Source organism: Bosea sp. RAC05 (genome assembly GCF_001713455.1).
Classification (GTDB): Bacteria; Pseudomonadota; Alphaproteobacteria; order Rhizobiales; family Beijerinckiaceae; genus Allobosea.
The window spans coordinates 1,118,958-1,143,041 of sequence record NZ_CP016464.1; the positions used below are offsets into that span (position 1 = coordinate 1,118,958).

The window sequence follows — 24,084 nt, forward strand, 5'->3', positions numbered from 1 at the left end:
CGGCAACGTCGCCGTGGCGAGGTGCGCGCCGGGTGGAGCAGAGCCTGATGGGTGTTTTCCGACCCTGTTCGCACCGCGCCGACCATGCCCGTGTGACGTCCCGCTCGGGACCGTCCCGGGCCGTTCACCCCGTCGACGGGCCATCCGCTCGACCTGCGTGCAAGGAGAACATCATGAAGGGCTTCGTCGACGACATCGAGGAACTCACGGAGAACAATGCCGATTTTCGGCGGGTCCTCTACACCGGCAAGCACCTTCAGCTGGTCTTGATGTCCCTTAGCCCCGGAGAAGACATCGGCGAGGAAATCCATGCCGATCGTGACCAGTTCTTCCGCATCGAGAAGGGCAAGGGGAACGTCATGATCGACGGCGTGTCGCACAAGGTGAAGGGCGACGACGCCTTCCTCGTACCTGCGGGCGCCCGGCACAACCTGATCAATATCGGCGACAAGCCCTTGAGGCTGTACACGCTCTACGGGCCACCCAACCATGTCGACAAGCTGGTCCAGACCTCAAAGCGTGAGGCGCTGAGCGCGACGGAGACCTTTACGGGCAAGACGACCGATTAGCGCCGAGGTCGCTCGGACCGCCGTTGACCGGCAGGGTCACGGGACGGCCACGCGCGACCTCCCGGAGCTCGTTCGGCACCCGAACGTTGAGGTATTAGGATCCCGACTTGGTAGTGAAGGGATGGGGTCCCGCGATGGGCAAGTCTGCAGCCGCTGTATCAAAGCGGATGCACGGCAAGCCCTTACAAAACCGTATCTCTTTGTCCTGCTGAGGAAAAAGAGTGGTGCCCAGGAGAGGACCGGGCGCTTAGCGCGAAAAGATCAATCAAATCAGTGACAGGAGACATCCCGCTTGCTCTCCGCTGTATCACCGCGTTGGAGCATTTGTCGAGCCCGCTCCGCAAGGCCGAAGCAGTTGTGCTCGCCCCCCAAAGCGCCCGCCGGACAGCTTCGCGTGCGCGGCAAGCGTCAAAATGTCTGACGAAAAAATCTGAGACGGCTCCTACGCATAAGCGAAACCGGAACTCCCCCTGCGCCGGGGCACCTGGAACAATGCCGTGGGCAACGTGAGCCGGCTTGGGCAGGGACCATGCGAGGCGCTGGCCGGACGTGCAGGACGAACGCTAACGAAAACGGCTGGGATCAGTGGTTTTCCATTTTCCCTTCGCTGCACTCATCTGCAGCGTGCTTTTCCATCGCGCTCTGCAGCAGTTCCTCGTAGTTTAGAACAGTGAACGAACCGAGCGAACGAACAAGCAAGACAGCCTGCTCGTTCAGAGTTCTGCGAACGGCAAGATCGAGGTCAAGCAGTTTGCTTAGCGGTACGGCGGCCATCGCGACCGCAAAGCCCAGTTCCGTCATCGACATGTACACTCCAGCTGGCTGGATTGCGACGCCGAGTACCGGGCGACCCGTACCGTTATAGTGACCAGGAGCAAATGCAGGTACTGGATGCGTCCCTATCTCGCAAAGGGCTCGATACCTTTCATCATCGATAGGCGCTCCCAATTGACTGGCCACCTCCAGCATCGAGCGAACCTGGACCGGTGCGAACTGCTTCAGTCGTTGGCGACGGTCTGCTGTTTGCCATCGTGCCATCGCTGTTGAATCGACATCGAACAGCCAAAGCAAGTTCGCGATTTCGCCGATGCCGCGGATTAACACGAGCGCTTCGTCGTAGCAGCCGGCCCGAATTAGACGGTGAGCGCTACTTGCGTGATTTACGACACGGCCGGTCAGCCACTCAATTTGGTGATCACCACCTCGGCAGCCCCACGCGCAGCAGGCCATGCGGTAGAGAAGCGAAAGCACAGTGCCAAGGCTGCCGTAAGTCGCAGGTAATTTCTCTCCGGACTTCCGGCAAAACAGATCGACTTCACTACTGGCCTCGTCCGAGCTGCTCTGCATTAATTCGAGGAAGGCTGGACCTGTTGGAAAAACGTCGTGCTGTTCTGGGGTCACAGAGTTAGCCCTTGATCATCCGCATGGTACGCGATGCCAGTTTCGATGCCCTTGAGTGGTCTGTCCAGCCGCCGAGTGAATTCACATGACCCTCACTTGCTGGAGGTGGAGGCTTAGGCGACAGGCGTCCGTTAAGGTATACCTCTGCGGACGGTCTGGGAGGTGGGGCCGCTTCTGTCCGTAAGGGTTGACGACGATCAACGGACATGCATCTATGTGGACGATACCTCAACGGACATCCGGGGTTCGTCCATGCAGACCATCCTATACGCCCGCGTCTCCACCACTGATCAGACCATCGCCCATCAAGAAAAGCAGGCGAGGGACGCGGGCTTCACGCTCGATCGCGTGATTTCAGACGATGGGGTCTCCGGCGTCACCACCCGGCTTGTGGACAGACCGGAGGGCCGGCGCCTCTTCGACATTCTCCGCTCGGGAGACGTGCTCGTTGTCCGGTGGGTAGATCGCCTTGGGCGAAACTATGCCGACGTCACAGAGACCATTCGCGAGTTCATGCGCCGGGGCGTCGTCATCAAGACAATCATCAACCGGATGACCTTCGACGGGGCCACAACGGACCCCATGCAGCAAGCCGTGAGGGACGCCCTGATTGCCTTCATGGCGGCGTCGGCACAGGCCCAAGCGGAAGCGACCAAGGCAGCGCAAGCGGCCGGTATCGAACACGCGAAGGCTAACGAGGGGAACGCCTACCGGGGCCGCAAGCCGAGCTTCACGCGGGCGCAGATGGGAACCGTGCGGGACATGCTGGCGCAGGGTGCAGGGGTCAGCGCCATCGCCCAGGCGACGGGGCTGTCCCGACAGGCAGCCTATCGGATCAAGGACGATCCGGCGGAGGCCGAGGCGGCGCTTATGAAGTGGGGCATGTGACCCTCGGCGGCACTGATCACCGAGCGTGAATAGCCCTCAAGATGGCCCCAGCTTCCACGGGTCGCATGCCGACGATCTCCTGATAGAATGCTCCGGTGATCGCGCAGTAGTCAGCGTGCTGGGACGGCTCGACCTGCTCCAACTGAAACATGGCCATTCGAGCAGCGCCGAAGCGCCTTATCATGGCCTGCTGGACTCTTGTGAGCAATGCATTGGTGACTGACTCTGGGATGGGAGGGCGTTCAGCAGAGGTCAAAATCACGCGTTCTTGGAGAGCAATCTCGCGCTGGGTGATGGCGGCCGGGATCGCATTGGAAAGGCTGACCTTGGACCCGAACGCAGCGTATTGATAGCAGAGGGTCGGGTTCGATCGTCCGAGGGTCTGATACTGGTCGATCATCACCCGGGCGTATTCGATGAGAACCTGATCGTCCGCCCTTGCCTTGTGAGACTCGATTAAAGGCAGGAGCTGAGCACGGAAGTCGGCGATGACCTTCGTCTCGGTGGCTCCGGACGTGAACCCTTCGAAAATGACACGCTTGATCTTTTCATAGTCACCAGGAAGCCGCGACTGGATGGCGGCGAGGACTGGCAGCGATTTCTGAAACACAGCTATGAGGTCGTCGGCTGTTGGGTTTGTCCCGTATCCGGAAACCGCGAACTCACTTCCGGCCGAAACGTTGGTGACTGCCCGAGCGGCCACAAGCTCCTGAACAGTCGGGCGCCACATTTCGGTGCTCGGCACCGCAAGCCCGCGATCGAGGAGGCCGGCCGATATGCCGGTCCCAGCGTACAGTGCCTTCCACCCCGCGACCGCCGCCGATTTTTCTTCTGGCGTCAGGCCCGGGAACGCGGGGCCGTGATAGCCCAACCCTCCCGATGTTGAGATCCAGCGCTCCCGCCCGCCGGCATATGCAAGCGTGCAGGCTGACTCGCATCGGGCAGACACGTACGTGATTAGACCGCGACTGGAGATTTCTTTCCGCAGCTTCTCGGCCTCACCCACCCGGCCGCCGATACTGTGAAGGTGGACCACCCTGATCCGGGGCGATGCCATGAGCACACGTTGAAAGTCGGCTACCAAGCCGAACTTTATGCCTCCAGCAATCTCGATCTCGGTCCCGTCGCGCATGACGCGCATTGAATATGCGGGCAGCCTTGGATCGCCTCGCCAAGCCATATCGTAATATTCACCGAGCTGAAGTGCCCCAGTCTGCGCGAAATCGCCCACGAAGCGTAGAACACCCAAAATGAGCGCGAGCTTGGCTGCGGTCGCCCACCCAGTTCCTTTGCCGAGTTTCATGCGGCGCTCGGCGTGGTGCGTTGCCGACCGCCAAGTGCCGACGACCTGCCAGATCACGATGATCGTCAAGACCACCCATGTCAGCACGTTGAGCCAGAAGAGAGGGGCCGGATCGTACCCCTTTTCGGTGGTGAAGATCAGGTTGAGGGCGACGATTGCGACCAGGGCGAATATGTTACCCAGGAAGGCGATGCCCCAGTATGACCAGCCAAGGCGGAGCTCGCCGCGCCAATGCTGAACGATGAAGTTGCCGGAGCTTTTTCCCATGCCGCCTGTGGGCGGTGTTTTGAGGCTCAGGTTACGATCATGCCAGTCGCTTTCCGTGGCAGTTGTCGCATCTGCTACTGCGCGTTCGGGCTCAATAGGATTGCCCATTGTAGGTTCGACGCGGTCCAGAGCAGTGGCTGGCTTGGCCGTCCCTCGAACGGCAGCGCCCCGTGTTCGCAGTAGGTCTACAAGAAAGACCGCGAGCTGAGGCAGCGCATACGTGCCAAAAGCTTTGCCGAAGTCGAGGCTGCCGCTGTCAGCAGCACCCATGGCACCAAGAACGGTCAGAGCAATCAACGACAGGGCGTTGGCAATCCAAACCCTGTTGATCGGCGTGGTAAAGGCCCGAACGACGGCCGACATAATGAGCGTGAGAATGGTTGCGACGAGAATACCGCCGATGAACTGCCCGACGAGATGACCCACGATCGCCCCCCAATCCCACGGGACCGTAGCGACGCCGCTGTCGTCCAGCAAGACGTCAATCAAAAGTAGAGTCACTGCACTTATGCTCTCAGGGATTGTTGGACAGACTTCGACCTTGCCGCCGGCGCTTCGCGCTTTTATTTCTGCGCCTGTCTCTGTGGGGAGGGACGCAGATAATCGGACTATCGGATGGCTGGCCTATGCCGTGCTCCGGGTTGCGGGAAACTGTCGACCCGCTACGGACACTTCTGCACGACCCATAAGAGCCGCTGGAGGCGGCATGGCGACGTAGCCCAGCAGGGCGTCACGAAAGAGGCTCTGAGGCCCTACGTGGCGCTGGTGCGGGCTCGCATCACGAAGAACGCAGGGAACCCTACATGGGCCGCCTGCGATGCCCGTTGGCACGCCATCGTTGACCACGCTCGGGGCATCCTCGGGGAAGCTCAGCGGGGCGTTCCAGGGAGCCGGAGTGAGCGCGTGGCGGCATCCGCCGTGGTGAAACTCGCGGATCATGTCAAGGCGCGGGAGGTCGTGGAAGCCGTGCTCGGCATGTATCTCATGCAGGATCAGGAGCCGCGCCGGTTCCGTTCCGATGAAGCGTTCCGGGTCCAGCTCGTCCGCCGCGTCATGCGCCTCAGCGAGGTCAGCGCGGACGCATGGCCGGACCCCAATACAGGTCGCGTCAGGCGGACCTACCGGGATTTTTCTCCGGGGGCTGCGAGCATTATCGCGGGATGGCTGGCGGAGGCGCTGGGGCCTACGGGGCTGCACCTTGCCAAGCTGGAACTACGGGACGCGGAGAGGTCCCAACAGGAGCGGGCTGAGTTTCACAAGGCGTTGGCGGATTTGACATGAATGAGACGGTGCGAGCGGTCAAAGCCACGACGGACGAAGGGCCGGAGTTCGAGCCACTGGAGTTGTTGACGAGGCTGGAGGCGCAGGCCCGTCAACCGACCCCTGCCGTGCTGCCCGACAAGCTGGCGTGGAGTGACATCCGGCAGGAGCCCGACCTGTTTCAGGCGCGGGGCGGGCAACTCTACGAGCCGCATCTGAGTGATCTTGCGAGCGCCATAGGACGGGAAGGAATGCTTGACCCAGTCGAGGTGATCCAGATCGGTCCACAAGCGGTGCTGATCGAAGGCCACCACCGCATGGAGGCGTATCGGCGGGCAGGCATCACCGAAGGCATCCCCGTCGTCTACTTCACGGGCACCGTTGAGGGCGCCGTTGCGGAGAGCGGCAGGGCCAACTCGCGGGCCAAGCTGCCGATGCCCCTTCGGGAGCGCAATGACTACGCATGGAAGCTCGTGAAGCTCGGCCGTCACTCGATCAAGCAGACAGCTACTGCGGCAAACATCTCCGAGCGGCAGGTTGCGATTATGCGGAAAGTGGCGAAGGCGCTGGGAGCCGGGGCGTTCGACCATGAGCGGTGGATGGCGGCCCTCCAAGCATCCAAGGGCATCGCGCCCATGACGTGGGAGCCGGACGAGATCGAGGCCAGGAAAGAGGCGCAGGCGCAGGAGTACGCTGAGCGCCTCTCCAAAGCCTTCTACAACAAGCTCACGAATAACCCGGAGATCGCCGCTCGGGCCTTGGCGCTGCACTTCGGTGACAAGCTGGGGGAGGTCGTTCGGGAACTGGAGGGATACATTGGGCAGCGGGATGACGACGAAGTGGATGACTTCTGAGGTGGCCCCTCTGCATCCCCTTGATGTGCATTCTGCATAGGCCGTCGCCCTCAGACCTGCCTCGGGAACTTCGCCATTGCCAGCGCCATAGCGGCCACCGTCACGTCTCCATAGTCGTCCCCTGCGGTCCTCGGGGCGTGGCCTTGGATGGCATCGACCACCCGGCCGTCCATGCCGACAGAACGGGCGACCGTCTTGAACCGATGTCGCCAGCCGTGGTTCGGCTGAACTCTGGGGTCGGTCACGGTTTCCCGTGCGGCCTCCGCAAGGCGGTTCTTAACGCCCTGAAGCGGGCCAAGCACGTCGCCATCCTTCGCCGGGGTAAGGAACAGGTGCCCGTCCCTGCTGTCCTGCGCGAACTCCGGGAACCCCTTGGCTACAAGGTGCTCGTGCAAGACGACATCCCTCGCCTGATCCGTCTTCACGGTCCCTGCTTCCGGGCTGATGTGGATCACCCAATGGCCGGAGACCTGCCGCACATCCTCCTTGCGGAGCTGCGCCACTTCCCCGACGCGGGCCCCCGTATAGGCGCACAGCCACGGCACCCACTTCTTGGCGGCGAAGGTCTTTGGGCGCTCACTCCCCTGCTCGTGCGCGTCAGCCGCCTTCAGCAGCGCCTCGGCTTCGTCATCGGTGAAGCCCTTCGGTCGCGTCACTTTCCGCTTCCCGAGCTTGATTGTGATGCCCTCGGCAGGGTTGCTCGCAAGGCGCTTGTTGGTAACAGCCCAGCCGAACAGGGTCTTGAGCCCGGAAAGGTCGCTGTCCTTCACGGTCTTCGCGGAGATCGGCTTGCCAGTTCTCGGATTGACTGAGGCCAGCCGGTGATCCTTGAAGCCGACGACATCCTCTGATGTCACCCGCGTAGCATCGTCGTGGCCGAGGAAGGCGACGAAGTTGTCCACCGTGTTGCTGTAGCTCTCATATGTGCTGGGCTTGCGGCCTGTCGCCTGCGCCTCCCGCCACCAGTCCGCGAGGATGCCGGTCAAGCTGGCCTTACCGCCGGTCCCACCTGTGGATTTCGGGACTTCGTTCGGTTTCCACTCGGGGAAGCGGGAAGCCTTCGGGTCGGGGCTGTAATCCCCCTCAGCGTTGCGCTTCAGTTGCTCGCCGGCCTGCCGAGAGGCTTCGCTGACTGCGACGAGGAGCCGGGCCCGCGAGGGGGCGTCGATGTTGAGGCCATGCTGCGCTAACAGAAGATCGACGGAGGGGCCAAACCACTGCTCCATCTTCCCGGCCTCCCGTGCCTCTCTGTCGAGACGCAGCCAGTGATCCCAGATGGTCGGCTCTCCGGGCTCGTCCGCCAACTGCGTCGTCAACTCGCGGTAGAACACGCCCGCGAGCGCGATCACTTCCTTTTGCGTGAGAGCCACTGCCGGTGAGCGCAGGGCTTGCCAATGCCTTTCGACCTCAGCGGCGACCTTGGCGTGCAATGTCCGGGCCTCGGCGGGGTCTTTGGTACGGAGCGTGCGAAGCTCTTCCCGCTTACCAAGGACTGCCCGGAGGTCCTTGGGAACCGCCTTCCGAAACCAGTAGACGCCAGTCTTGGGATGCTTGAACGGTCGCGCCATCGATAGGACCATATGGATCACCCGATTGTATCACTCGGGTGTCCGCAAGTCGCTGATTTTCGCTAAGTTCTTGAGGTTGGTAGTCCTCAAAGAAAGATGGTGCCCAGGAGAGGACTCGAACCTCCAGTAGGGCTACCTAACTACCGAATTATAAAGACTTTTTCGACTTCCGCTTTGGTTGCTGTGTGAAAGGAAAATGTGAACTGCCGAGGCTGTCGATCATAGCGCCATGGCACCCGAAATCCAGACAATTCGGCATCCACCCCGGCGTCAACTACTGCTCTATCGACCAGAAAAAGGCTCGTTGCCGGCGCGGTGACCAATCGAGCCCGCGCGTCGTCGGATTGTCCGTTTTATAAGGCTGCTTGGCCGCCCGGCTGAGCCTTAAGAGAAAAGCCCGGATAGACATAGGCGCGATGGATTGCCTCGCAGTCGGCCTCGCTGACACCGCAAGCGCGGGCCGTTGCGTACCATTCGTGGGCCACGACCGTGGTCATCTCATCGACCAGCGCTTTCGCCTCGTCCGGGGTGAGCAGAAACCGGCGGCATTCGCTCAGCAGGTTGGCCGCGTTGGCGAACCGGCCTTGGGCGCCGCAGGCCATGGCGAGGTCGCGCCGTTCCTCTCCGATCGAAGGCGTCGGCGTCAGGTCGTAGGCCGGCGAAAGGCGCCAACCTGAATCCGGCGCGATGGCCGCGTGGTTGCGCGGGTGATCGTCGATGTTGGAGACGAGCGCGTTGAACACCATGCGACGGAACAGCTCGCGGGCGTCGGCGGCGGGGCGCTCGCTGATCCGGCGGAGGGTCTCGACCAGCAGCACATAGGACCAGCGCGCCCGTCCCTCGGGCGTCTCGTCGGTCTCGAGTAGGGTCAAGGCGCTGACCATCCGGGCCCGGGCGTAGCCGTCCTCGACGCGCGTGCGGTCGAAGCGCTTGACGAGCAGCACGTCGCGGCCGCCGATCCTGGTGATCTGCGACTCGGCCGTCTGCAGGCCACATTGGCGGGCAAGCCGGAGCGTGGCGTGCTCGACCCGCGCCATGTTCCAGCGGTCGTCCACGCGGTTGAACTTGGCGAGCCAGAGCGCGTCCTCGCTCTCGACCACGACCTTGGGCCGGGCGCCGCCCATCGAGGTGCCGAGCAGCAGCAGTTCCTCGACCTGCGCGGCGTCGCGAGGGGCCTCGTCAGCGAGCAGCGCGTCGGCGAGCGCCTGCAGCTTTTCCAGGTCCCAGGTCTTGTTGAATTCGCGCGCAGGCGCGGGCGGCTCGACGCCGAGGCCAAAACCCAAGGCGCCAGCGCGATCATCCGGCGAGTGCAACAGGTAGTCGAGCTCGCCCATAGGCCCGAGCCCGGCGTGCTTCTCGATCACCCGGCGACCCCAGTAGTCCGGCCCGGCGTCCCGCAGCGCGCCGAAGACACCGTTCAGACGGACCGTCTCATAGCCGGCGCGACCGAGGCGCAACTCGACCGGATCGATCTCGACGGCGTCCGCGCGCGCGCGATAGCGCCGGCCATAGACGAAACGGCCCGCAACGACGCCATTCCGGTCGATCGCATGCTCGAAGCGACCGGCGGTGATCGCCGCCGTGGCGCCCGGGAGCGTGATGTAGACATAGGCCTGTGGCATGGGCGGCCTCAGAAGTCGTCATCGAGGGGCTGGGGCGTGCTGGCGTGGCGTCGCTCGCGCAGGCTCGCCAGGCGAAGGCCTTCGTCATCCGTGGCGGGGTCGGCGAGCGATGCCAGGCGATCGAGCAGGCCGTAGGACCATAGAAGTGCGGTATATATGGCGATGCTGGTGGACGGCTTGCCGTGCTCAGCCTCGCCGACCACCTCGCGACTCGCGCCTATGCGCTGGGCGACCTCGGCGAGCGTGATGTTCCGGCGCAGGCGCGCGGTGCGCAGGGTCGCGCCCAGGCGCTTCAAAGCCGTCTCCACCTCGTAGGGCGGGGTGCTCAACAGATGACCGCGACGCATATAGGCTCCTCCAAGGGCCTGGATCATGTCGGTTTCAATCGACAAATTCAAGTTATATGTTGGTTTAAACCGACATCTGATTGGGCTAGCCGCGCGGGCCTTGCGGCAGCGACAGAGGTCGCCGAACCGTCACGGCCGCACGATCTTCCCGCAGCGCTATACGCCTCCTCCACACCAACGGAGGGGGACCGGTCTTCTTCGCCGCAAATCAGACATGCTTGCCGATGCCGGCTCTATCCGGCCTCTGATACGCCTATCAGTCGATCCTATTTCCGCCGCAGCGCCACCTTCCCTAGCCTGATGTCCAAGGTACGGCCCGAAGCCGGCCACGCTTGGGAGGTTCGGATGGCGCAAAGGTCGGTTCGGATTGTCATCGGACTGCTTGGAGCCTTCTGGCTCGGGCTGGCGTCTGGCGCGGGCGCGCAAAGCTATCCGGACCGGCCGATCAAGCTCGTCATGCCTTTCGGCCCCGGCAGCGCCAGCGACACGATCGCGCGCATCGTCGCAGACAGGCTCGGCGAACAGCTCGGCCAGCGCGTCCTGGTCGAGAACCGGGCCGGCGCCGGCGGGAACATCGGGACCCAGGCCGTCGCCAAGGCGGAGCCGGACGGCTACACGCTGATCTTCGCCGCGCCGGGGCCCTTCGTGCTCAACCCCTCGCTTGGCGGCGTGCCCTACGATCCCGAGAAGGATTTCGAGCTGATCTCGCCGGTGGCGACGCTGGTCAACGTGCTTGTCGTCAACCCGGCCAAGGTGCCGGTGGCGAACGTCCGGGAGTTCATCGCGCATGTGAAGAAGCAGCCGGGCGCGATCAGCTATTCCTCGGTCGGTCTTGGCTCGTCGCAGCATCTGGCGGCGGCCTATTTCGACATCGTCGCCGGGACGAAGATGGTGCATGTGCCCTATCGCTCGGGCAGCCAGATCGCGCTGGATCTCGTCTCCGGCGACGTGCCGGTGAGCTTCCAGCTGATCCCCAACGTCGTCGCGCAACTGCAGGCCGGGCAGGTCAAACCGCTGGCCGTCACCACCACGACGCGCAGCAAGGCCCTACCCGACGTGCCGACCATGGCGGAGGCCGGGGTCGCCAACTACGAATCCTATGCCTGGTTCGGACTGGCCGCGCCCAAGGGCACGCCCGCGACGGTGCTGGAGAGGCTGAGCAGGGAGGTCCGGACGGCGGTGGCGGACGCCGCGGTCCAGAAACGGCTCATCGATATCGGGGTGGAGCCCTTCAGCTCGTCGCCGGCCGAGTTCAAGGCCTTCGTCGCGTCCGAGCTCGCGAAATGGTCGGGCATCATCAAGGAAGCCGGAATCACCTCCAACTGACCGTCGTCGCCGGCGCTTCGGCGACGCTGGGCTCGACCAGCCAGCTTTTGCCGACCTGGTCCTTCTGCCGCTCCAGCAGCGCCGCGACCCAGCCGGGAATGCGGGGCTCTGCCCGGTGAGGCGCATGCCCGCAGCCGGCCAGGAGATATGTCGTCACCGGGCCTGTCGCCGCATCATGCGCCAGCCTGACGTGCAACTCGCTGCCGAAGGGATCGGCGTCGCCCTGCAGCAGCAGGAGCGGCGCGCGGATCGCCGGCAGCAGCGGCGCGATCGTCCAGTCCGCGAAGGCCGGCGAGAGCCAGATGTCGCTCCAGGCCCGGAATGCGCCGCGCGGATCGTCATGGCTGCGGGCGAGCTTGCGGCGAAAGGCGGGGTCGGTCTCGAAACGCTGCGTCAGGGCGCGCGCGCCCTCCAATGTACGCGGCTCGACCAGGACATGAGGCGCCTCGGCGATGACGGCCTCGACCAGACCGGGCCGGCGCGCAGCCGCGATCAGGGCGATCGTCGCCCCGTCGCTGTGGCCGTAGAGGCAGGCCCGTTCGAGCCCGAATGAAGCCATCAGCGCCGGTAGCGTGTCGCAGGCCTCGCGCTCCAGATAATCGACGCTCCTCGCCTCCTGGCCGGGCTCCGAGCGACCGCAACCGGCGCGCGAATAGGCCAGCACGGCGCGCCCGGTCGCCTTCCGGAGCGCGTCAGAAAAATGCTCCCAGCCATCGGCATGGCCGAAACCGTGATGCAGCAGGATGATCGGAGGGATCCCGGCCCCCACCTCGCCAAAGAGCCGGTAGTGGAGCCAGCCTCCCAGGATGAATCGCCTTGGCATCGGGCTCAGACGGCGATCAGCTTCAGCAGGCGTTCGCGGTCGATCTCGCTTTCGGCCTCGCCGCTGAAGACGATCTGGCCGCGCTCGACCACGTGGAAACGATCGGCGACCGAGAGCGCCTAATGGATGTTCTGCTCGACCAGCAGGATGATCGCGCCCTGGTCGCGCAGTTCGCGCACGATCGCGAAAATCTCGGCGACGATCATGGGCGCGAGGCCCTCGCTGGGCTCGTCGATGAGGACCAGGCGCGGCTTGCCGACCATGACGCGGGCCATGGCGAGCATCTGCTGCTCGCCGCCCGACAGGGTGGTGCCGAGCTGGTGGCGGCGTTCGCCAAGCCTGTGGAAGCGGTCGTAGATCCCCTCGACCACACGCTTTTCGTCCCGGGAGGAGCGGCCCTTCACCTGCAGCAGGCCGAGCGAGAGGTTCTCCTCGACGGTCAATCCCGGAAAGATGCGCCGGTCCTCCGGCACGAAGCCGACGCCGGCATGGCAGATGCGGTCGGGCGTCAGGCCGTCGAGCGCCTCCCCGCCGAGCCGGATCGCGCCCTGGCTGGGCTTCACCCAGCCGGCGATCGTCTTCAGCAACGTCGTCTTGCCGACGCCGTTGCGCCCGAAGATGCCGATGACCTCGCCCGGCCCGGCGCTGAGGTCGATGCCCTGGATGACGTGGCTCAGGCCGTAATGGCTGTGCAGTCCGCTGATCTCGAGCATGTCAGTGATGTCCGAAATAGGCGGCCTGCACGGCCGGATCGGCGCGCACGATGTCGGGCGGGCCCTCGGCCAGCTTGCGGCCCTGATGCATCACGACGACATGGTCGGACAGGCTCATGACGAGGCCGATATCGTGCTCGATCAGGAGCACGGTGACATCCTGCGTCAGGCTGCGGACGAGCCTGGCCGTATCGGCGGTGTCGCCATGGCTCATCCCTTGAGTCGGTTCGTCGAGCAGCAGGATCTTGGGCTCCGAGGCGAGGCAAACCGCGATCTCGAGGCGGCGCTGGTCGCCATGGGAGAGGTTTCCGGCCAGTTCGTCGCGCTTGTGGGCAAGCTGAAAGCGCTCCATCATCTGGTCGGTCTTGGCCATGGCGCGCTGCGACCGGCGGATCGGCAGGAAGGCGCGCCCGGCCGGCTCCAGCACCTGCGCGGCGAGCCGAAGATTCTCCGCGACGGTGAGGTCCGGAAACAGGCTGGTGATCTGGAAGGAGCGCGAGAGGCCGGCCGCCTTGGTGCGCTCGGGGGCGGCCCCGGTCATGTCGACGCCGTCGATCAGGACCTGACCGCGATGCGGTTTCAGCGCTCCGCTGATCAGGTTGAACAGCGTCGATTTGCCGGCGCCGTTGGGACCGATGACGGTCGTGATCCGGTGACGCTGGGCCTGGAAGCTGACCTGGTCGACGGCTTTCAGGCCGCCGAAGGCGATACCGAGATCGCGGATGTCGAGGACGGGCGTCATCACGATGCGCTCCCGGATTTGACGGCGGCGGGCGTCAGGGTCGCAGGCTCGGCGAGGGCAGGCCCGGCGTGGGGATGCCGCATCAGAAGCGCCTCGATGCGCGGGCGTACGAAGCCCACCAGTCCCTTGGGCAGGAACATCACGCAGACCATGAAAAGCGCACCGATCACGATGAGATGGTGCTCCGTCCAGCTCCCGATGATCGATTTCAGGATCACCAGAAGAACCGAGCCGTAGATCGCGCCGATCAGCGTGCCGACGCCGCCGAGGATGACCGAGATCACGGCGTTGCCCGAGGTCGCAAAGAACATCAGTTCCGGCGAGACAAAGCCGCGCAGCATCGGGTAGAGCGCGCCCGATAGCCCCGCGATCACCCCGGCCAGGACGTAGGCCGCCATGCGGGCGCGCCAGACCGAATAGCCGAGGAAGGGCACGCGCTTCTCATTGGCCTTCAGCGCCGTCAGCACGCGCCCGAACGGCGTGTCGAGCAGATAGGCGGTCAGCGCGTAGAGCCCCATGATGATGGAAAGCACCACGAGGAAGAAGCCGACCGGACTGCCGGCCGAGACCGAGAATGGCCCGAACCCGATCTCGATGACCGGAATGCCGATCATGCCGTCGGAGGCACCCAGTTCGCGGGTGTTGTAGACGACCTTGGCGAAGACCTGCGCGAGGCCGAAAGTGATCAGCGCGAAATAGACGCCGCGCACCCGGTTGGCGATCAATCCGCCGATGATGGCGGCGATCAGCGAGGCCGCGAAGGCCGCGCCCATGGCGAGCCAGAAGGACGGGATTTTCATCAGCGTCAGCGCCGAGACATAGGCGCCGATGCCGAAATACAGCGCCTGCCCCAGCGAAAGCGCGCCGGAATAGCCCAGCAGCAGATCGACCGAGAGCGCGAGACCGGCGAAGATCAGCGCCTCGGTGCCGAGCCGCAGATAGAAGGTGTCGCCGGTGGCTGCGCCGATGGCGGCGAGGCCCAGCGAGGCGATGACGAAGAGCAGCGCGAGCAGATGGCTCGCCCGCATCGATTGAGTGAGACGGTCATGCATGGCCGAGCCTCCCGAACAGGCCCTGCGGGCGGAAAACCAGAAAGGCGACCATGGTCCCGAAGACGATCGGGTCGGTCCAGACCGGCGAGATCACGAGGCTCGCCAGCGCCTGCACCTGCGTCAGCAGGAGCCCTGCGACGACCGCGCCCCAGATCGAGCCCATGCCGCCGACGATGACGACGGTGAAGGCGAGCAGGATGAAATCGCGCCCCATGGTCGGGAACACCGAATAGATCGGCGCGAGCAGCACGCCGGCGAGACCGGCCAGCCCGACGCCGAAGGCGAAGGTGCCGGCATAGACCAGCGAGACCGGCACGCCGAGCGATGCCGCCATGTTGCGGTCGAAGGCCGCCGCCCGGACCATGGCGCCCAGCCGCGTCCTGTAGACGACATAGGCCACCGCCAGCACGATCGCCGCGCCGACCAGGATCAGGAAGAGCCGGTAATTCGGCAGGATGATGCCGAAGATCTCGCTGGCGCCCGAAATCGGCGTCGGCGGACGCTGCGTGTTGGCGCCGAAGACGATCTTGAGCACGTCCTCGACGATGAGCCCGAGGCCGAAGGTCACGAGCAGCGTCGTGACGTGACGGTCCTTGCTGCCGAAGACCGGCCGGATCAGCAGCCGCTCCGCCGCCATGCCGAGCGGGATCATCAGGACCGGCACCAGCACGAGCAGGAACCAGAAGCCGATGCCGGCCGCAGCCAACGCCAGCGCCGCATAGGCCCCAATCGCGTAGAACTCGCCATGGCTCATGTTGATGACGTCGAGCATGCCGAAGATGATGGTCAGCCCCAACGCCACCAGCACGACCGCGACCCCGAGCGCGAGCCCGTTCACGACCTGCGGGGCGAGGACGAATTGAAGATAGTCGATCGGGGTCATGGCGGCGCCACTCCGCGGCTCGCTGCGCTAAATCCCCCTCTCCGCGAGGGAGAGGGGGACGGGTCGCGGCGCTCAGAAGCGCGTGCAGGCGTCGGGGCCGATCGCGTTCTCGGCGGAGACGTTGTCGATGATGTCGAACTTGCCCTTGGTGACGCGCACCACATACATCGGCTGCATCGCCTGGTGGTCGCCGGCGCGGATCGTCTTGGCCCCTTGCGGGGTCTGCCAGGTCAGGCCGCGCAGCGCCTCGCGCACCTTGTCGGTCTCGGTCGAGCCGGCCTTTTCGACGGCCGCCTTGTAGGCGAAGAGCAGGCCGTAGCTGTCGGCGCCGTAGAGATCGGGATCAGCCTTGTTGGCGGCGCGGAAGTCCGTCACGAACTTCTTGTTCTCGGGGCGGTCGATCTGCGGCGAATAGCCGACGCCGGTGGCGAAGCCCTCAGCCGCCGCGCCGATCGCGGTGATGTTCTGCGAGGTCACGGTGCCGGACGCGCCGACCACGGTGAGGCCCGAGAGCAGGCCGAAATCCTGGAGCTGCGTCAGCAGCCGCACGGTGTCGTTGCCGGCGACCGAGGTGTAGAGCACCTGCGGGCGGGTCGCGCGGATCTGGCCGAAATACTGGGTATAGTCCTTGGAATCGAGCGGCGCGAAGACCTCGCCGCCGGTCGCCGAGCCGGTCTTCTCGGCGCTGCTCTTGAACGCCGCGACGGTGGAGCGGCCCATCTCGTAGTCGGGCCCGAGATAGTAGACCTTGGCCTTGGGCTTCTCCTTGGCGAGCCAGGCCGCGAGAGCCACCGACTGCTGCTCGGCGCGCGCGTTCACGCGGAACATGTTGGGCGAGCATTTGTCGCCGGTGATCGAGTCGGCGAAGGAGACCGTCGTCGCCGCCAGCTTGTTGTTGCGCTCGGCGAGCTGGGCGACGGCGAGCGTGGAGCCGGAATTCACGGTTCCGGTCAGGAAATCGACCTTCTCGACCTGGAACAGCTTCTCGGCCTTCTGCACGGCGACGGCGGGGTTGGCCTCTTCGTCCTCGAAGACGAGCGCGACCTGGCGGCCTGCGACGCCGCCGGCCGCGTTGATCTCCTTGGCGGCCAGTTCGAGGCCCCAGCGAACCTGCTGGCCGATGGGCGTGTACGTGCCCGAGAGCGGCGTGACGACGCCGACCTTGATCGGTCCGGTCTGGGCGAGCGCGCCGCCCGACAGGGCCGTTGCGGCAAGCAGGCCGCCAATGAGTGTCTTGATGAACGCGGATGTCATGGTCGTTTCCCTCTTTTGATGATTTGTTGTGCTTTGGAAGGCTCAGGCTGCCGCGCGGACGCCTTCTCCCGCGCGGGTCTTGATGGCCGTGGTCAGCCGGGCGACGCAGACCAGCCGCTCGTCGCCGGCGGCCTGGATGCGGATCTCCCACTCATGGGTCTGGCGGCCGAGGTTGAGCGGCCGCGCCGTGGCGCGCACCGTCTCGCCGACACCCACCGGCCTGCAATGATTGGCCTTGATGTCGAGCCCGCTGACGGCGTGCGTCCCGGCTTCGACCGCCATCCGGCTCGCCAGCGTGCCGATGGCTTCGGCTAGCGCAAGCGCGACGCCCGCATGCGCCGTGGCGGGACGGATGGTCAGTTCGGCCGTCAGCCAGTCCGCCCCGATCTCGACGAAGCGGATGCCGAGCTGTTCGATGAAGCTCCCGCGCGTCAGCCTCGCCAGATCGTCGAGCGACCAGGCGTTCTTCCAGCAGGCGTTCTCGCGGCAGGCGTTCTCGCGGTGAGTGTCGGGGAGGTGCGGCATCGGCCTAGCTCCCGACGAATTTTGGCGCGCGCTTGGCGTGGAAGGCCTCGACGCCCTCGCGGAAATCGTCGGACTGGCGCAGGCGGCTGTAGCAATGCCCCTCCAGCTCGATCGCGATCGACAGCGAGGCGTCCTCGGTGTCGTTGAGCAGTTTCTTGGCGGTGCGCTGCGCCATTGGCGAGAAGCCGCGCAACTCCTCCACGAGCCGGTCGGTTGCGGCCTCCAGCTCGGAATCGGGCACGCATTCGGTGGCGATGCCCCAGTCCAGCGCTTGGCGACCCGGGATGCGCTTCGAGCGCATCACGATGTCCTTGGTCCGGGTGATGCCGACGATCTTCTGCAGGCGCGCCGAGCCGCCCGAGCCCGGGATCTGGCCGAGCTTCTGCTCGGGCAGCGCGTATTGGGCCGTCTCCGAGACGATGCGGAAGTCGCACGCGAGCGAGATCTCGAAGCCGACGCCGAAGGCGTAGCCGCGATTGGCGACGACGACCGGCTTGGCGCAGCGCGCAGGCGCAGCGATGTTCCAGGCGAGCTTCGAGACATGCTCGGGCGAGGCCTCGAGGAAGCCCTTGATGTAGCCGCCGGAGGAGAAATGCTCGCCGATGGCGCGCAGCACGATGACGCGGACCCGTTCGTCCTCGTCGAGCGCCTCGAAGACCTTCCGCAACTGGTCGCGCTGCGGCATCGAGATGACGTTCATCGGCGGCCGGTTCAGGATGATGTCGGCGCGCTCGCGGGCGGCGTCGATCTCGACGCTGAAACCGTCGAGCCCGGTGAGCGCGGGGTGGATCGGGGTGATGGCGTTCATCGGCTCTGGCCTTTCAATCGTGCTGGGCGGTGCGGTTGGTCATTCGGCCGCGATATCGGGCCGTTCGGGCTCGTAGTCGCCGGCCACGAGCTGGCGGCGCAGCAGCTTGCCGACGGGCGATTTCGGGATGGCGTGCACGAATTCGAAGCGGCGCGGGCGCTTGAAATTGGCGAGGCCCGTCGCCTTGCAATGGGCGTCGAGCTCTTCGGCCGAGACCGCGCCGGCGCGCTGCACGAAGGCGACGACGATCTTGCCCCAGCGCTCGTCGGGCAGGCCGACGACGGCGACCTCGAGGACGCCGGGATGCAGGGACAGGCAGCTCTCGATCTCGACCGGCGAGACGTTCTCGCCGCCGGTGATGATCATGTCGTCGACGCGGCCGGAGACGAAGAGGTCGCCCTCTGTATCGAAATAGCCGGTGTCTCCGGTGAAGTACCAGCCGTCGCGCAGCGATTTGGCGTCGGCCTCCGGACGCTTCCAGTAGCCCTCGAAGGCCTCGTCGCTTGAGGCCAGCGCGATGATCTCGCCTTCCTCTTCGGGTGCGGCGAGCTCATGCGCCGAGGTCGCGCCGAGCTTGACGACGCGGATCAGCTGGTTCAGCCCGGCCTTTCCGGCGCAGCCCGGCTTTTGCGCGGCCTTCTGGTTGATCGTGAAGGTGTAGATTTCCGACGAGCCGTAGTGGTTGACGAAGAGGTCAGGCAAAAAGGCCTCGGTCAGCTTGCCGAGGAGCCCATCGGTCATTGGCGCGCCGGCGAAGCCGAGCTTTCGCACGCTGGAGACATCCGTCGCCTCGAAATCCGGGTGACGGACGACGTCGTGATAGAGCGTCGGCACCAGATAGAGGTTGCTGACCTTCTCCTCCGCGATCAGCTGGAGCGCGCGCGCCACATCGAAGCGGGGCAGGCAGATGAAGGCTCCGCCGATCAGCGACATCGACAGCAGCGAGCGCACGCCCATGGTGTGATAGAGCGGCATCACGCCCAGCGTGCGCTCGCCTTGGCCGTAGAGGTTCTGCGCGAGATGGGCGAGCGCGGCCATGCGCTCCGCCCGGTGCCTACGCGGCACGCCCTTGGGCTTGGCCGTGGTGCCCGAGGTGTAGAGCATCAGGGACCAGGCGTCGGCTGCCGCGCGCGGCGTCGCGACCGGTGCCGGCGTCGCCACCATTTCTGCGAATGTGAGTTCGGCCGCGCCCGCATCGGGACCGACCGCGATGCGCGGGATCGTCGGCGCCAGTTCGCTCTCGGCGATCGCCTGGCCTGCGACTTGCTCGAAGGCGATCGCCTTTGCTTCGCAGTCACTGACAACGAAATCGATCTCGTCGGGTTTGGCGCGCCAGTTGATAGGCACGATCGTCAGGCCGGCGAGCTGGCAGGCCCAGTGCAGGCTCGCGGCTTCCCAGCGATTCTGCAGCACGGTGACGAGATGGTCCCCGGCCTTCAGACCCATGCCGTCGAAGGCGGCGACGAGCGACGATATCCGGTCCAGCCATTGGCGATAGGTCAGGCGGATGTCGCCATCGACGATGGCGAGCGCATCGGGGTCGCGCGCCACGCTGGCGATGAAGCTGGTGCCAAGGTCAAACATCGGCGGGCTCCCGCTCGAGCGGCTGCGGCGCAGGCTCGCCCCGCAGACAGGCCGCGGCTTCGAGCGCCGCCCTGATGATCGGCGTGTAGCCGGTGCAGCGGCAGAGATGCCCGCCGACGACCTCACGCAGTTCCTGCTCGCTCGGCGCGGGCTCCTCGCGGAGATAGGCGTCGAGCGAGACCAGGATGCCGGCAGTGCAGAAGCCGCATTGCAGCGCGTGATGACGCCGGAAGGCGGCCTGCATCACCGAGAGCCGGTCGCGCTCCGGCGCGAGACCCTCGACCGTGGTGACGTCCCTGCCCTCGAGCTGGACGGCGAGCGTCAGGCAGGCGCGCGCCGGCTGGCCGTCGATCTGGATCGTGCAGGCGCCGCAGACGCCATGCTCGCAGCCGACATGGGTTCCGGTCGCGCCGAGCCCATGGCGCAGCGCGTCAGTGGCGAGCAGGCGTGGCTCTGCATCCAGCGAGACCGGCCTGCCGTTCAGGATGAAGGCGACGCGGTGCTGCGTCGCGGCGCTCAGGCGCGGCATCGCTTCGCCTCCCCGATCGTGGACAGGCCAAGTGAGCGCACGAGATCGCGGCGCAGCCGGGCGGTCGCGTGAAAATCGTCGCGGGCGTCGAGCTCCCAGGCGAAGGCGTTGAGCGCATCCGTCAGGGCCGAGCCTTCCAGCAGCGGGAAGCTGCGGCGCTGCGGCCTGTCGGCGACGCCGGCGACCGCGAGGTGCATGGCGTCGCGCGTCACGACCGCCGCGCAGCCGACGATGGCGAAGTCGCCATGGCGACGCGCGACCTCGCGGAAGGCGTAGCCGGTTCCGGCCATGGCGGCTGGAAAGGCGACGGCCTCGATCATCTCGTCATCACGCTTGTCCGTGACCATCATGCCGCTGAAGAAGTCGCCGGCCCTGACGTTGCGCCGCTTGCGGCGCGAACGCAGCCGGATCTCGCCGTCGAGCGCGACGAGGCAGAGCGGGATTTCGGCGCTCGGATCGGCATGGGCCGCCGAGCCGCAGACGGTTCCGCGCGCACGCGTCTGGTAATGGCCGAGCCAGGGCAGAGCCGCCGCCAGCAGCGGCTGTTCGCCGTCAAGGCCCGGCCGCTTCATCAGCGCCGCCTGGCGTACGCCGGCCGGCACGACGATCAGATCGCCCTCCCGCCCGACCCGGTCGAGCCCCGCAATGCCCATGATGTCGATCAGCACCGCCGGCTTCGCCAGCCGCATGTTGAGCATCGGCAGCAGCGACTGGCCGCCGGCGATGATGCGGGCTTCCGCGCCATGCCGGGCCAGCGCTTCGAGCGCCTCGGAGATGTCGCCGGCGCGGACATAGTCGAAGGCGGCGGGCTTCATGGCCGCCTCCGCAACAGGCGGGCGAAGAAGCCGGGCCGCGTGGGCGAGGCCCTGCGCGCCAGCGCCGCGAAGAACTGTCCGATAATGGCCTTGGCCGCGCCGTCGAGCAGGCGTCCGCCGATCGCCGCGACCTTGCCGCCGATGGCTGCCTCGTAGGTGTAGGCGATGAGCGTGCCGCCGTCCTCGGCCGGCGTCAGCGTTACGCGGCCGGAGCCGCCGCCCGTGCCGAGTGCCCCCGAGACGGAACCCGACAGGGTCGCGGCGCGCGGCGCATCGAGATCAGACAGCCTGATCTGCGCCTTGTAGCGGCCCTTCACCGGGCCGACGCCGAGCGTCACATCGGCTTTGAAATGCGTCTCCGACAGCTTGCTGACGCCATGGCAGCCGGGGATGATCGAGGCGAGCTGATCGGCATCGAGTAGCATGGCCCAGACCGCCTCCGGCGCGGCGGCGACGCTGGCCTGCCCTTCGCCCCGCAGCGTGCGGTCGCCGGGTTTGGCCGCGCCCAGCCCAGTTGCGCGTTCGCGATCGGACTCAGGAAAAGCCGGCTCGGGCGCGGCGACGAGAGCGGCGATGCGGGCCGGGGTCAGCGGCAGGTCGAGCTTCGCCACCCCGAGCGCGTCTGCGACCGCGTTGGCGAGACAGACCGGCGTCGACATGCAGTTGCCTTCGCCGACGCCCTTGGCCCCAAGCGGCGTGAAGGGCGACGGCGTCTCGATGTGCAGGATCTCGATATCGGGCGTCTCTGTCGCCGTCGGCAGCAGGTAGTCGGCGAAGGTTCCGGTCAGGAAGGCGCCGTCATCGGCATAGGCGAGTTCCTCGAAGAAGGTCGCGCCCAGCGCTTGCGCGAAGCCGCCCCGGATCTGACCCTCGACCATGCCGGGATGCAGCACGCGACCGCAATCATGCATGGTGACGTAGCGGTCGATCCGGACCTTGCCGGTTTCGACATCGACCTCGACGCCGGCCATGTCGAAGATGAAGCCGTGGCAGAGCGAGGAGTTGACCTGGTCGTCCTCGCCGGGCGCGGACAGTTCGGGCGGCGTCCAGAAGGCGGTCTCGCGGATCGCCTGATCGACGCCAGCCGGCAGCAGGGCCGGCGACCAGTGCGACAGCGCCGCCACCCGGCCGAAGGGCAGCGTCCTGGCCGCGTCGCCCTTGGCGAAGACCGAACCGCCGGCAAAGCCGATCTGTGCGGGCTCGACGGCGAGCTGGCTGGCTGCGATCGCCGCCAGCTTGTCGCGCAGGCGCGTCGCTGCCAGATGCGCCGTGCCGGCGACGGCGGCGGCGAAGCGGCTCGAATAGTTGCCCGAGGCGATCGACCAGGCGTCCTTGCCGGTATCGAGATCGGCGACGACGCTGATCGCCTCGCGCGGCAGGCCAAAGACATCGGCGACGACCTGCCCCAGCACGGTGCGGTGGCCCTGGCCCTGCGGCACCGAGGCGACATGGACGCTGACCGATCCGACCGGATCGAGCGTGACGGTGGCGGTCGCCTGCGCTCCGTTCTTGGGTCCGGCCTTCTTGCGTTCCGCAGCGGTCAGGACCGTCGTGATGTAGCCCATATTGGAGACGCTCGGCTCGACGGCGGCTGCAAAGCCGATCCCGTAGCGTCTGCCCGCAGCGCGGGCGGCATCGCGGCGGGCTTCAAGATCGGCGAGCCGGCCCTCGGCCAGAGCCAGATCGAAGGCCTTGATGTAATCGCCGGAATCGTAGAGCGCGCCCGAGGCGGTGCGGTAGGGAAATGCTCCGCTCGGAATCAGGTTGGTCCGGATCACCGCCAACGGATCGAGCCCGAGTTCGACCGCGATGCGCTGCAACAGCCTTTCGAGCGCGTAATAGACCTGCGGGCCGCCGAAGCCGCGCACCAGACCCGTCGGGGCCTTGTTGGTCAGCACGACGCGATTGCGGATCGCGACATTCGCGACGTCGTAGGCTCCGGTCATGTTGCCATGCATGCGGTAGAGCGTGGCGGGCTCCGGCGCGCGCGGGTAGGCGCCGCAATCCTCGACCTGGTCCCAGTCCAACGCGGTGATGCGGCCGTCCGCCGTCACCGCGGCCTTGAGCGTGGTGACCCGGTTGGTGGCGGCCACCGCCGCGCCCAGATGCTCGAGCCGGTCCTCGATCCATTTGACCGGCGCGCCGGCGATGCGCGCGGCGACGCCGATCAGGACCGCATAGGGCGCGACGCCCTGCTTGACGCCGAAGCTGCCGCCCGATTCCGGCGGCATGCGAAGCCGCAGGCGATTGCCGGGCACCTTCAGGCAACGCGCCAGCACCGCATGGATGCTGAACGGCCCCTGGAAATTGGCGAGGATGTCGTAGGCGTCCTCATGGGGATCGTAGTCGGCGACGACGCCGAAGGTTTCCATCGGGGCGCCGGTGTTGCGCGGATAGGCGATGGAGACTTCGATGCGGTGCGCGGCCTCCGCGAAGGCGGCCTCCGGCTCGCCGTAGCGAAAGCGGCGGTCGCTGACGAGGTTGCCGCCTGCCCTGTCGTGCAGCACCGGCGCATCGGATTTCAGGCTCACCAGCGGATCGACGACGCAAGCGCGCGGGCCGTATTCGACCTCGATCGCGTCGAGCGCGTCCTCGGCGAGGTAGCGGTCCCGCGCCACGACGATGGCGACGGGCTCGCCGACATAGCGCACCCGCTCGACCGCCATCGGCCAGTTCTCGACCGCGACCTTGAGGCCCGCGACCATCGGCGTCGTCAGCCTGGCGAGGTCACGGCCGGTGATGACCGCCGCGACGCCCGGCATGGCGGCAGCCGCCGAAACGTCGATGGCCAGAATGTCGGCATGGGCATGCGGCGAGCGCAAGATGGCCGCCTGCAGCGTGCCGGGCCTGACGCCGAGATCGTCGATGAACCGCCCGCGACCGGTCAGCAGGGCCGCGTCCTCGACGCGCTCCAGCGATTGTCCCGTCCACGAGATGGTTTCGATCTTCAC

22 protein-coding genes are annotated in these 24,084 nt (G+C 66.1%); 5 read left to right on the forward strand and 17 right to left on the reverse strand.

Going from position 1 to position 24,084, the window contains the following annotated elements; all coding sequences use genetic code 11:
• Positions 1–173: 173 nt before the first annotated feature.
• Positions 174–569 carry a cupin domain-containing protein gene (locus BSY19_RS08705; protein ID WP_069053816.1) on the forward strand — a complete coding sequence of 132 codons (396 nt, stop codon included), beginning with the start codon at positions 174–176 and terminating at the stop codon, positions 567–569.
• A 582-nt stretch (positions 570–1,151) separates the two neighbouring features.
• Here BSY19_RS08705 and BSY19_RS27480 read toward each other — a convergent pair.
• On the reverse strand, positions 1,152–1,970 hold the full coding sequence (locus BSY19_RS27480; protein WP_150129543.1) for a hypothetical protein: 819 nt from the start codon (positions 1,968–1,970) through the stop codon (positions 1,152–1,154).
• A 252-nt stretch (positions 1,971–2,222) separates the two neighbouring features.
• Between BSY19_RS27480 and BSY19_RS08715 the strand changes: the two genes are divergently transcribed.
• The gene (locus tag BSY19_RS08715; protein ID WP_069053818.1) at positions 2,223–2,858 is read left to right on the forward strand and encodes a recombinase family protein; all 636 of its coding nucleotides are present in this window, start codon (positions 2,223–2,225) and stop codon (positions 2,856–2,858) included.
• A gap of 16 nt (positions 2,859–2,874) precedes the next feature.
• On the opposite strand, the gene BSY19_RS08720 is transcribed toward BSY19_RS08715, so the two are convergent.
• Complete coding sequence (locus BSY19_RS08720) at positions 2,875–4,905, reverse strand: COG3904 family protein (RefSeq protein WP_150129544.1); 2,031 nt, start codon at positions 4,903–4,905, stop codon at positions 2,875–2,877.
• A gap of 426 nt (positions 4,906–5,331) precedes the next feature.
• On the opposite strand from BSY19_RS08720, the gene BSY19_RS28305 reads away from it, so the two are divergent.
• Both BSY19_RS28305 and BSY19_RS08730 read left to right on the forward strand, forming a co-directional pair.
• A complete protein-coding gene (locus BSY19_RS28305) occupies positions 5,332–5,709 on the forward strand; it encodes a hypothetical protein (protein WP_236840494.1) in 378 nt (125 codons plus the stop codon).
• Complete coding sequence (locus tag BSY19_RS08730; protein ID WP_069053821.1) at positions 5,706–6,542, forward strand: ParB/Srx family N-terminal domain-containing protein; 837 nt, start codon at positions 5,706–5,708, stop codon at positions 6,540–6,542. Before BSY19_RS28305 ends, BSY19_RS08730 begins: the two co-directional genes overlap by 4 nt.
• A gap of 50 nt (positions 6,543–6,592) precedes the next feature.
• On the opposite strand, the gene BSY19_RS08735 is transcribed toward BSY19_RS08730, so the two are convergent.
• The 3 genes from BSY19_RS08735 to BSY19_RS08745 form a co-directional block, all read right to left on the reverse strand.
• Positions 6,593–8,122 carry a DUF6538 domain-containing protein gene (locus BSY19_RS08735; RefSeq protein WP_069053822.1) on the reverse strand — a complete coding sequence of 510 codons (1,530 nt, stop codon included), beginning with the start codon at positions 8,120–8,122 and terminating at the stop codon, positions 6,593–6,595.
• A 341-nt stretch (positions 8,123–8,463) separates the two neighbouring features.
• Complete coding sequence (locus BSY19_RS08740; protein ID WP_069053823.1) at positions 8,464–9,732, reverse strand: type II toxin-antitoxin system HipA family toxin; 1,269 nt, start codon at positions 9,730–9,732, stop codon at positions 8,464–8,466.
• An 8-nt stretch (positions 9,733–9,740) separates the two neighbouring features.
• A complete protein-coding gene (locus BSY19_RS08745) occupies positions 9,741–10,106 on the reverse strand; it encodes a helix-turn-helix domain-containing protein (protein ID WP_236840495.1) in 366 nt (121 codons plus the stop codon).
• A gap of 318 nt (positions 10,107–10,424) precedes the next feature.
• On the opposite strand from BSY19_RS08745, the gene BSY19_RS08750 reads away from it, so the two are divergent.
• Positions 10,425–11,405, forward strand: coding sequence for a Bug family tripartite tricarboxylate transporter substrate binding protein (locus BSY19_RS08750; protein ID WP_171905108.1), 981 nt, complete (start codon positions 10,425–10,427; stop codon positions 11,403–11,405).
• Here the strand turns inward: BSY19_RS08750 and BSY19_RS08755 are convergent.
• From BSY19_RS08755 to BSY19_RS08810, 12 genes are all read right to left on the reverse strand, one after another.
• On the reverse strand, positions 11,392–12,228 hold the full coding sequence (locus BSY19_RS08755) for an alpha/beta fold hydrolase (RefSeq protein WP_069053824.1): 837 nt from the start codon (positions 12,226–12,228) through the stop codon (positions 11,392–11,394). The two genes, BSY19_RS08750 and BSY19_RS08755, sit on opposite strands and share 14 nt — an antisense overlap.
• Before the next feature lie 119 nt (positions 12,229–12,347).
• Complete coding sequence (locus tag BSY19_RS08760) at positions 12,348–12,941, reverse strand: ABC transporter ATP-binding protein (protein WP_236840496.1); 594 nt, start codon at positions 12,939–12,941, stop codon at positions 12,348–12,350.
• Between the two features lies 1 nt (position 12,942).
• Positions 12,943–13,683 (reverse strand): ABC transporter ATP-binding protein, encoded by a 741-nt coding sequence (locus BSY19_RS08765; RefSeq protein WP_069053825.1) that lies wholly within the window; start codon positions 13,681–13,683, stop codon positions 12,943–12,945.
• A complete protein-coding gene (locus BSY19_RS08770; RefSeq protein ID WP_083247493.1) occupies positions 13,683–14,735 on the reverse strand; it encodes a branched-chain amino acid ABC transporter permease in 1,053 nt (350 codons plus the stop codon). The genes BSY19_RS08765 and BSY19_RS08770 overlap by 1 nt, the downstream gene beginning before the upstream one ends.
• Positions 14,728–15,618, reverse strand: a complete 891-nt coding sequence (locus BSY19_RS08775) for a branched-chain amino acid ABC transporter permease (RefSeq protein ID WP_069053827.1) — start codon at positions 15,616–15,618, stop codon at positions 14,728–14,730. Before BSY19_RS08775 ends, BSY19_RS08770 begins: the two co-directional genes overlap by 8 nt.
• Before the next feature lie 72 nt (positions 15,619–15,690).
• Positions 15,691–16,872 (reverse strand): ABC transporter substrate-binding protein, encoded by a 1,182-nt coding sequence (locus BSY19_RS08780; RefSeq protein WP_069053828.1) that lies wholly within the window; start codon positions 16,870–16,872, stop codon positions 15,691–15,693.
• Between the two features lie 42 nt (positions 16,873–16,914).
• The gene (locus BSY19_RS08785) at positions 16,915–17,397 is read right to left on the reverse strand and encodes a PaaI family thioesterase (protein ID WP_069053829.1); all 483 of its coding nucleotides are present in this window, start codon (positions 17,395–17,397) and stop codon (positions 16,915–16,917) included.
• Positions 17,398–17,401: 4 nt separating this feature from the next.
• A complete protein-coding gene (locus BSY19_RS08790; protein WP_069053830.1) occupies positions 17,402–18,205 on the reverse strand; it encodes an enoyl-CoA hydratase/isomerase family protein in 804 nt (267 codons plus the stop codon).
• Positions 18,206–18,244: 39 nt separating this feature from the next.
• Positions 18,245–19,789, reverse strand: coding sequence for an AMP-binding protein (locus BSY19_RS08795; protein ID WP_069053831.1), 1,545 nt, complete (start codon positions 19,787–19,789; stop codon positions 18,245–18,247).
• The gene (locus BSY19_RS08800) at positions 19,782–20,318 is read right to left on the reverse strand and encodes a (2Fe-2S)-binding protein (protein ID WP_069053832.1); all 537 of its coding nucleotides are present in this window, start codon (positions 20,316–20,318) and stop codon (positions 19,782–19,784) included. Before BSY19_RS08800 ends, BSY19_RS08795 begins: the two co-directional genes overlap by 8 nt.
• The gene (locus BSY19_RS08805) at positions 20,306–21,133 is read right to left on the reverse strand and encodes an FAD binding domain-containing protein (protein ID WP_069053833.1); all 828 of its coding nucleotides are present in this window, start codon (positions 21,131–21,133) and stop codon (positions 20,306–20,308) included. Before BSY19_RS08805 ends, BSY19_RS08800 begins: the two co-directional genes overlap by 13 nt.
• The gene (locus tag BSY19_RS08810; RefSeq protein ID WP_069053834.1) at positions 21,130–24,084 is read right to left on the reverse strand and encodes a xanthine dehydrogenase family protein molybdopterin-binding subunit; all 2,955 of its coding nucleotides are present in this window, start codon (positions 24,082–24,084) and stop codon (positions 21,130–21,132) included. Before BSY19_RS08810 ends, BSY19_RS08805 begins: the two co-directional genes overlap by 4 nt.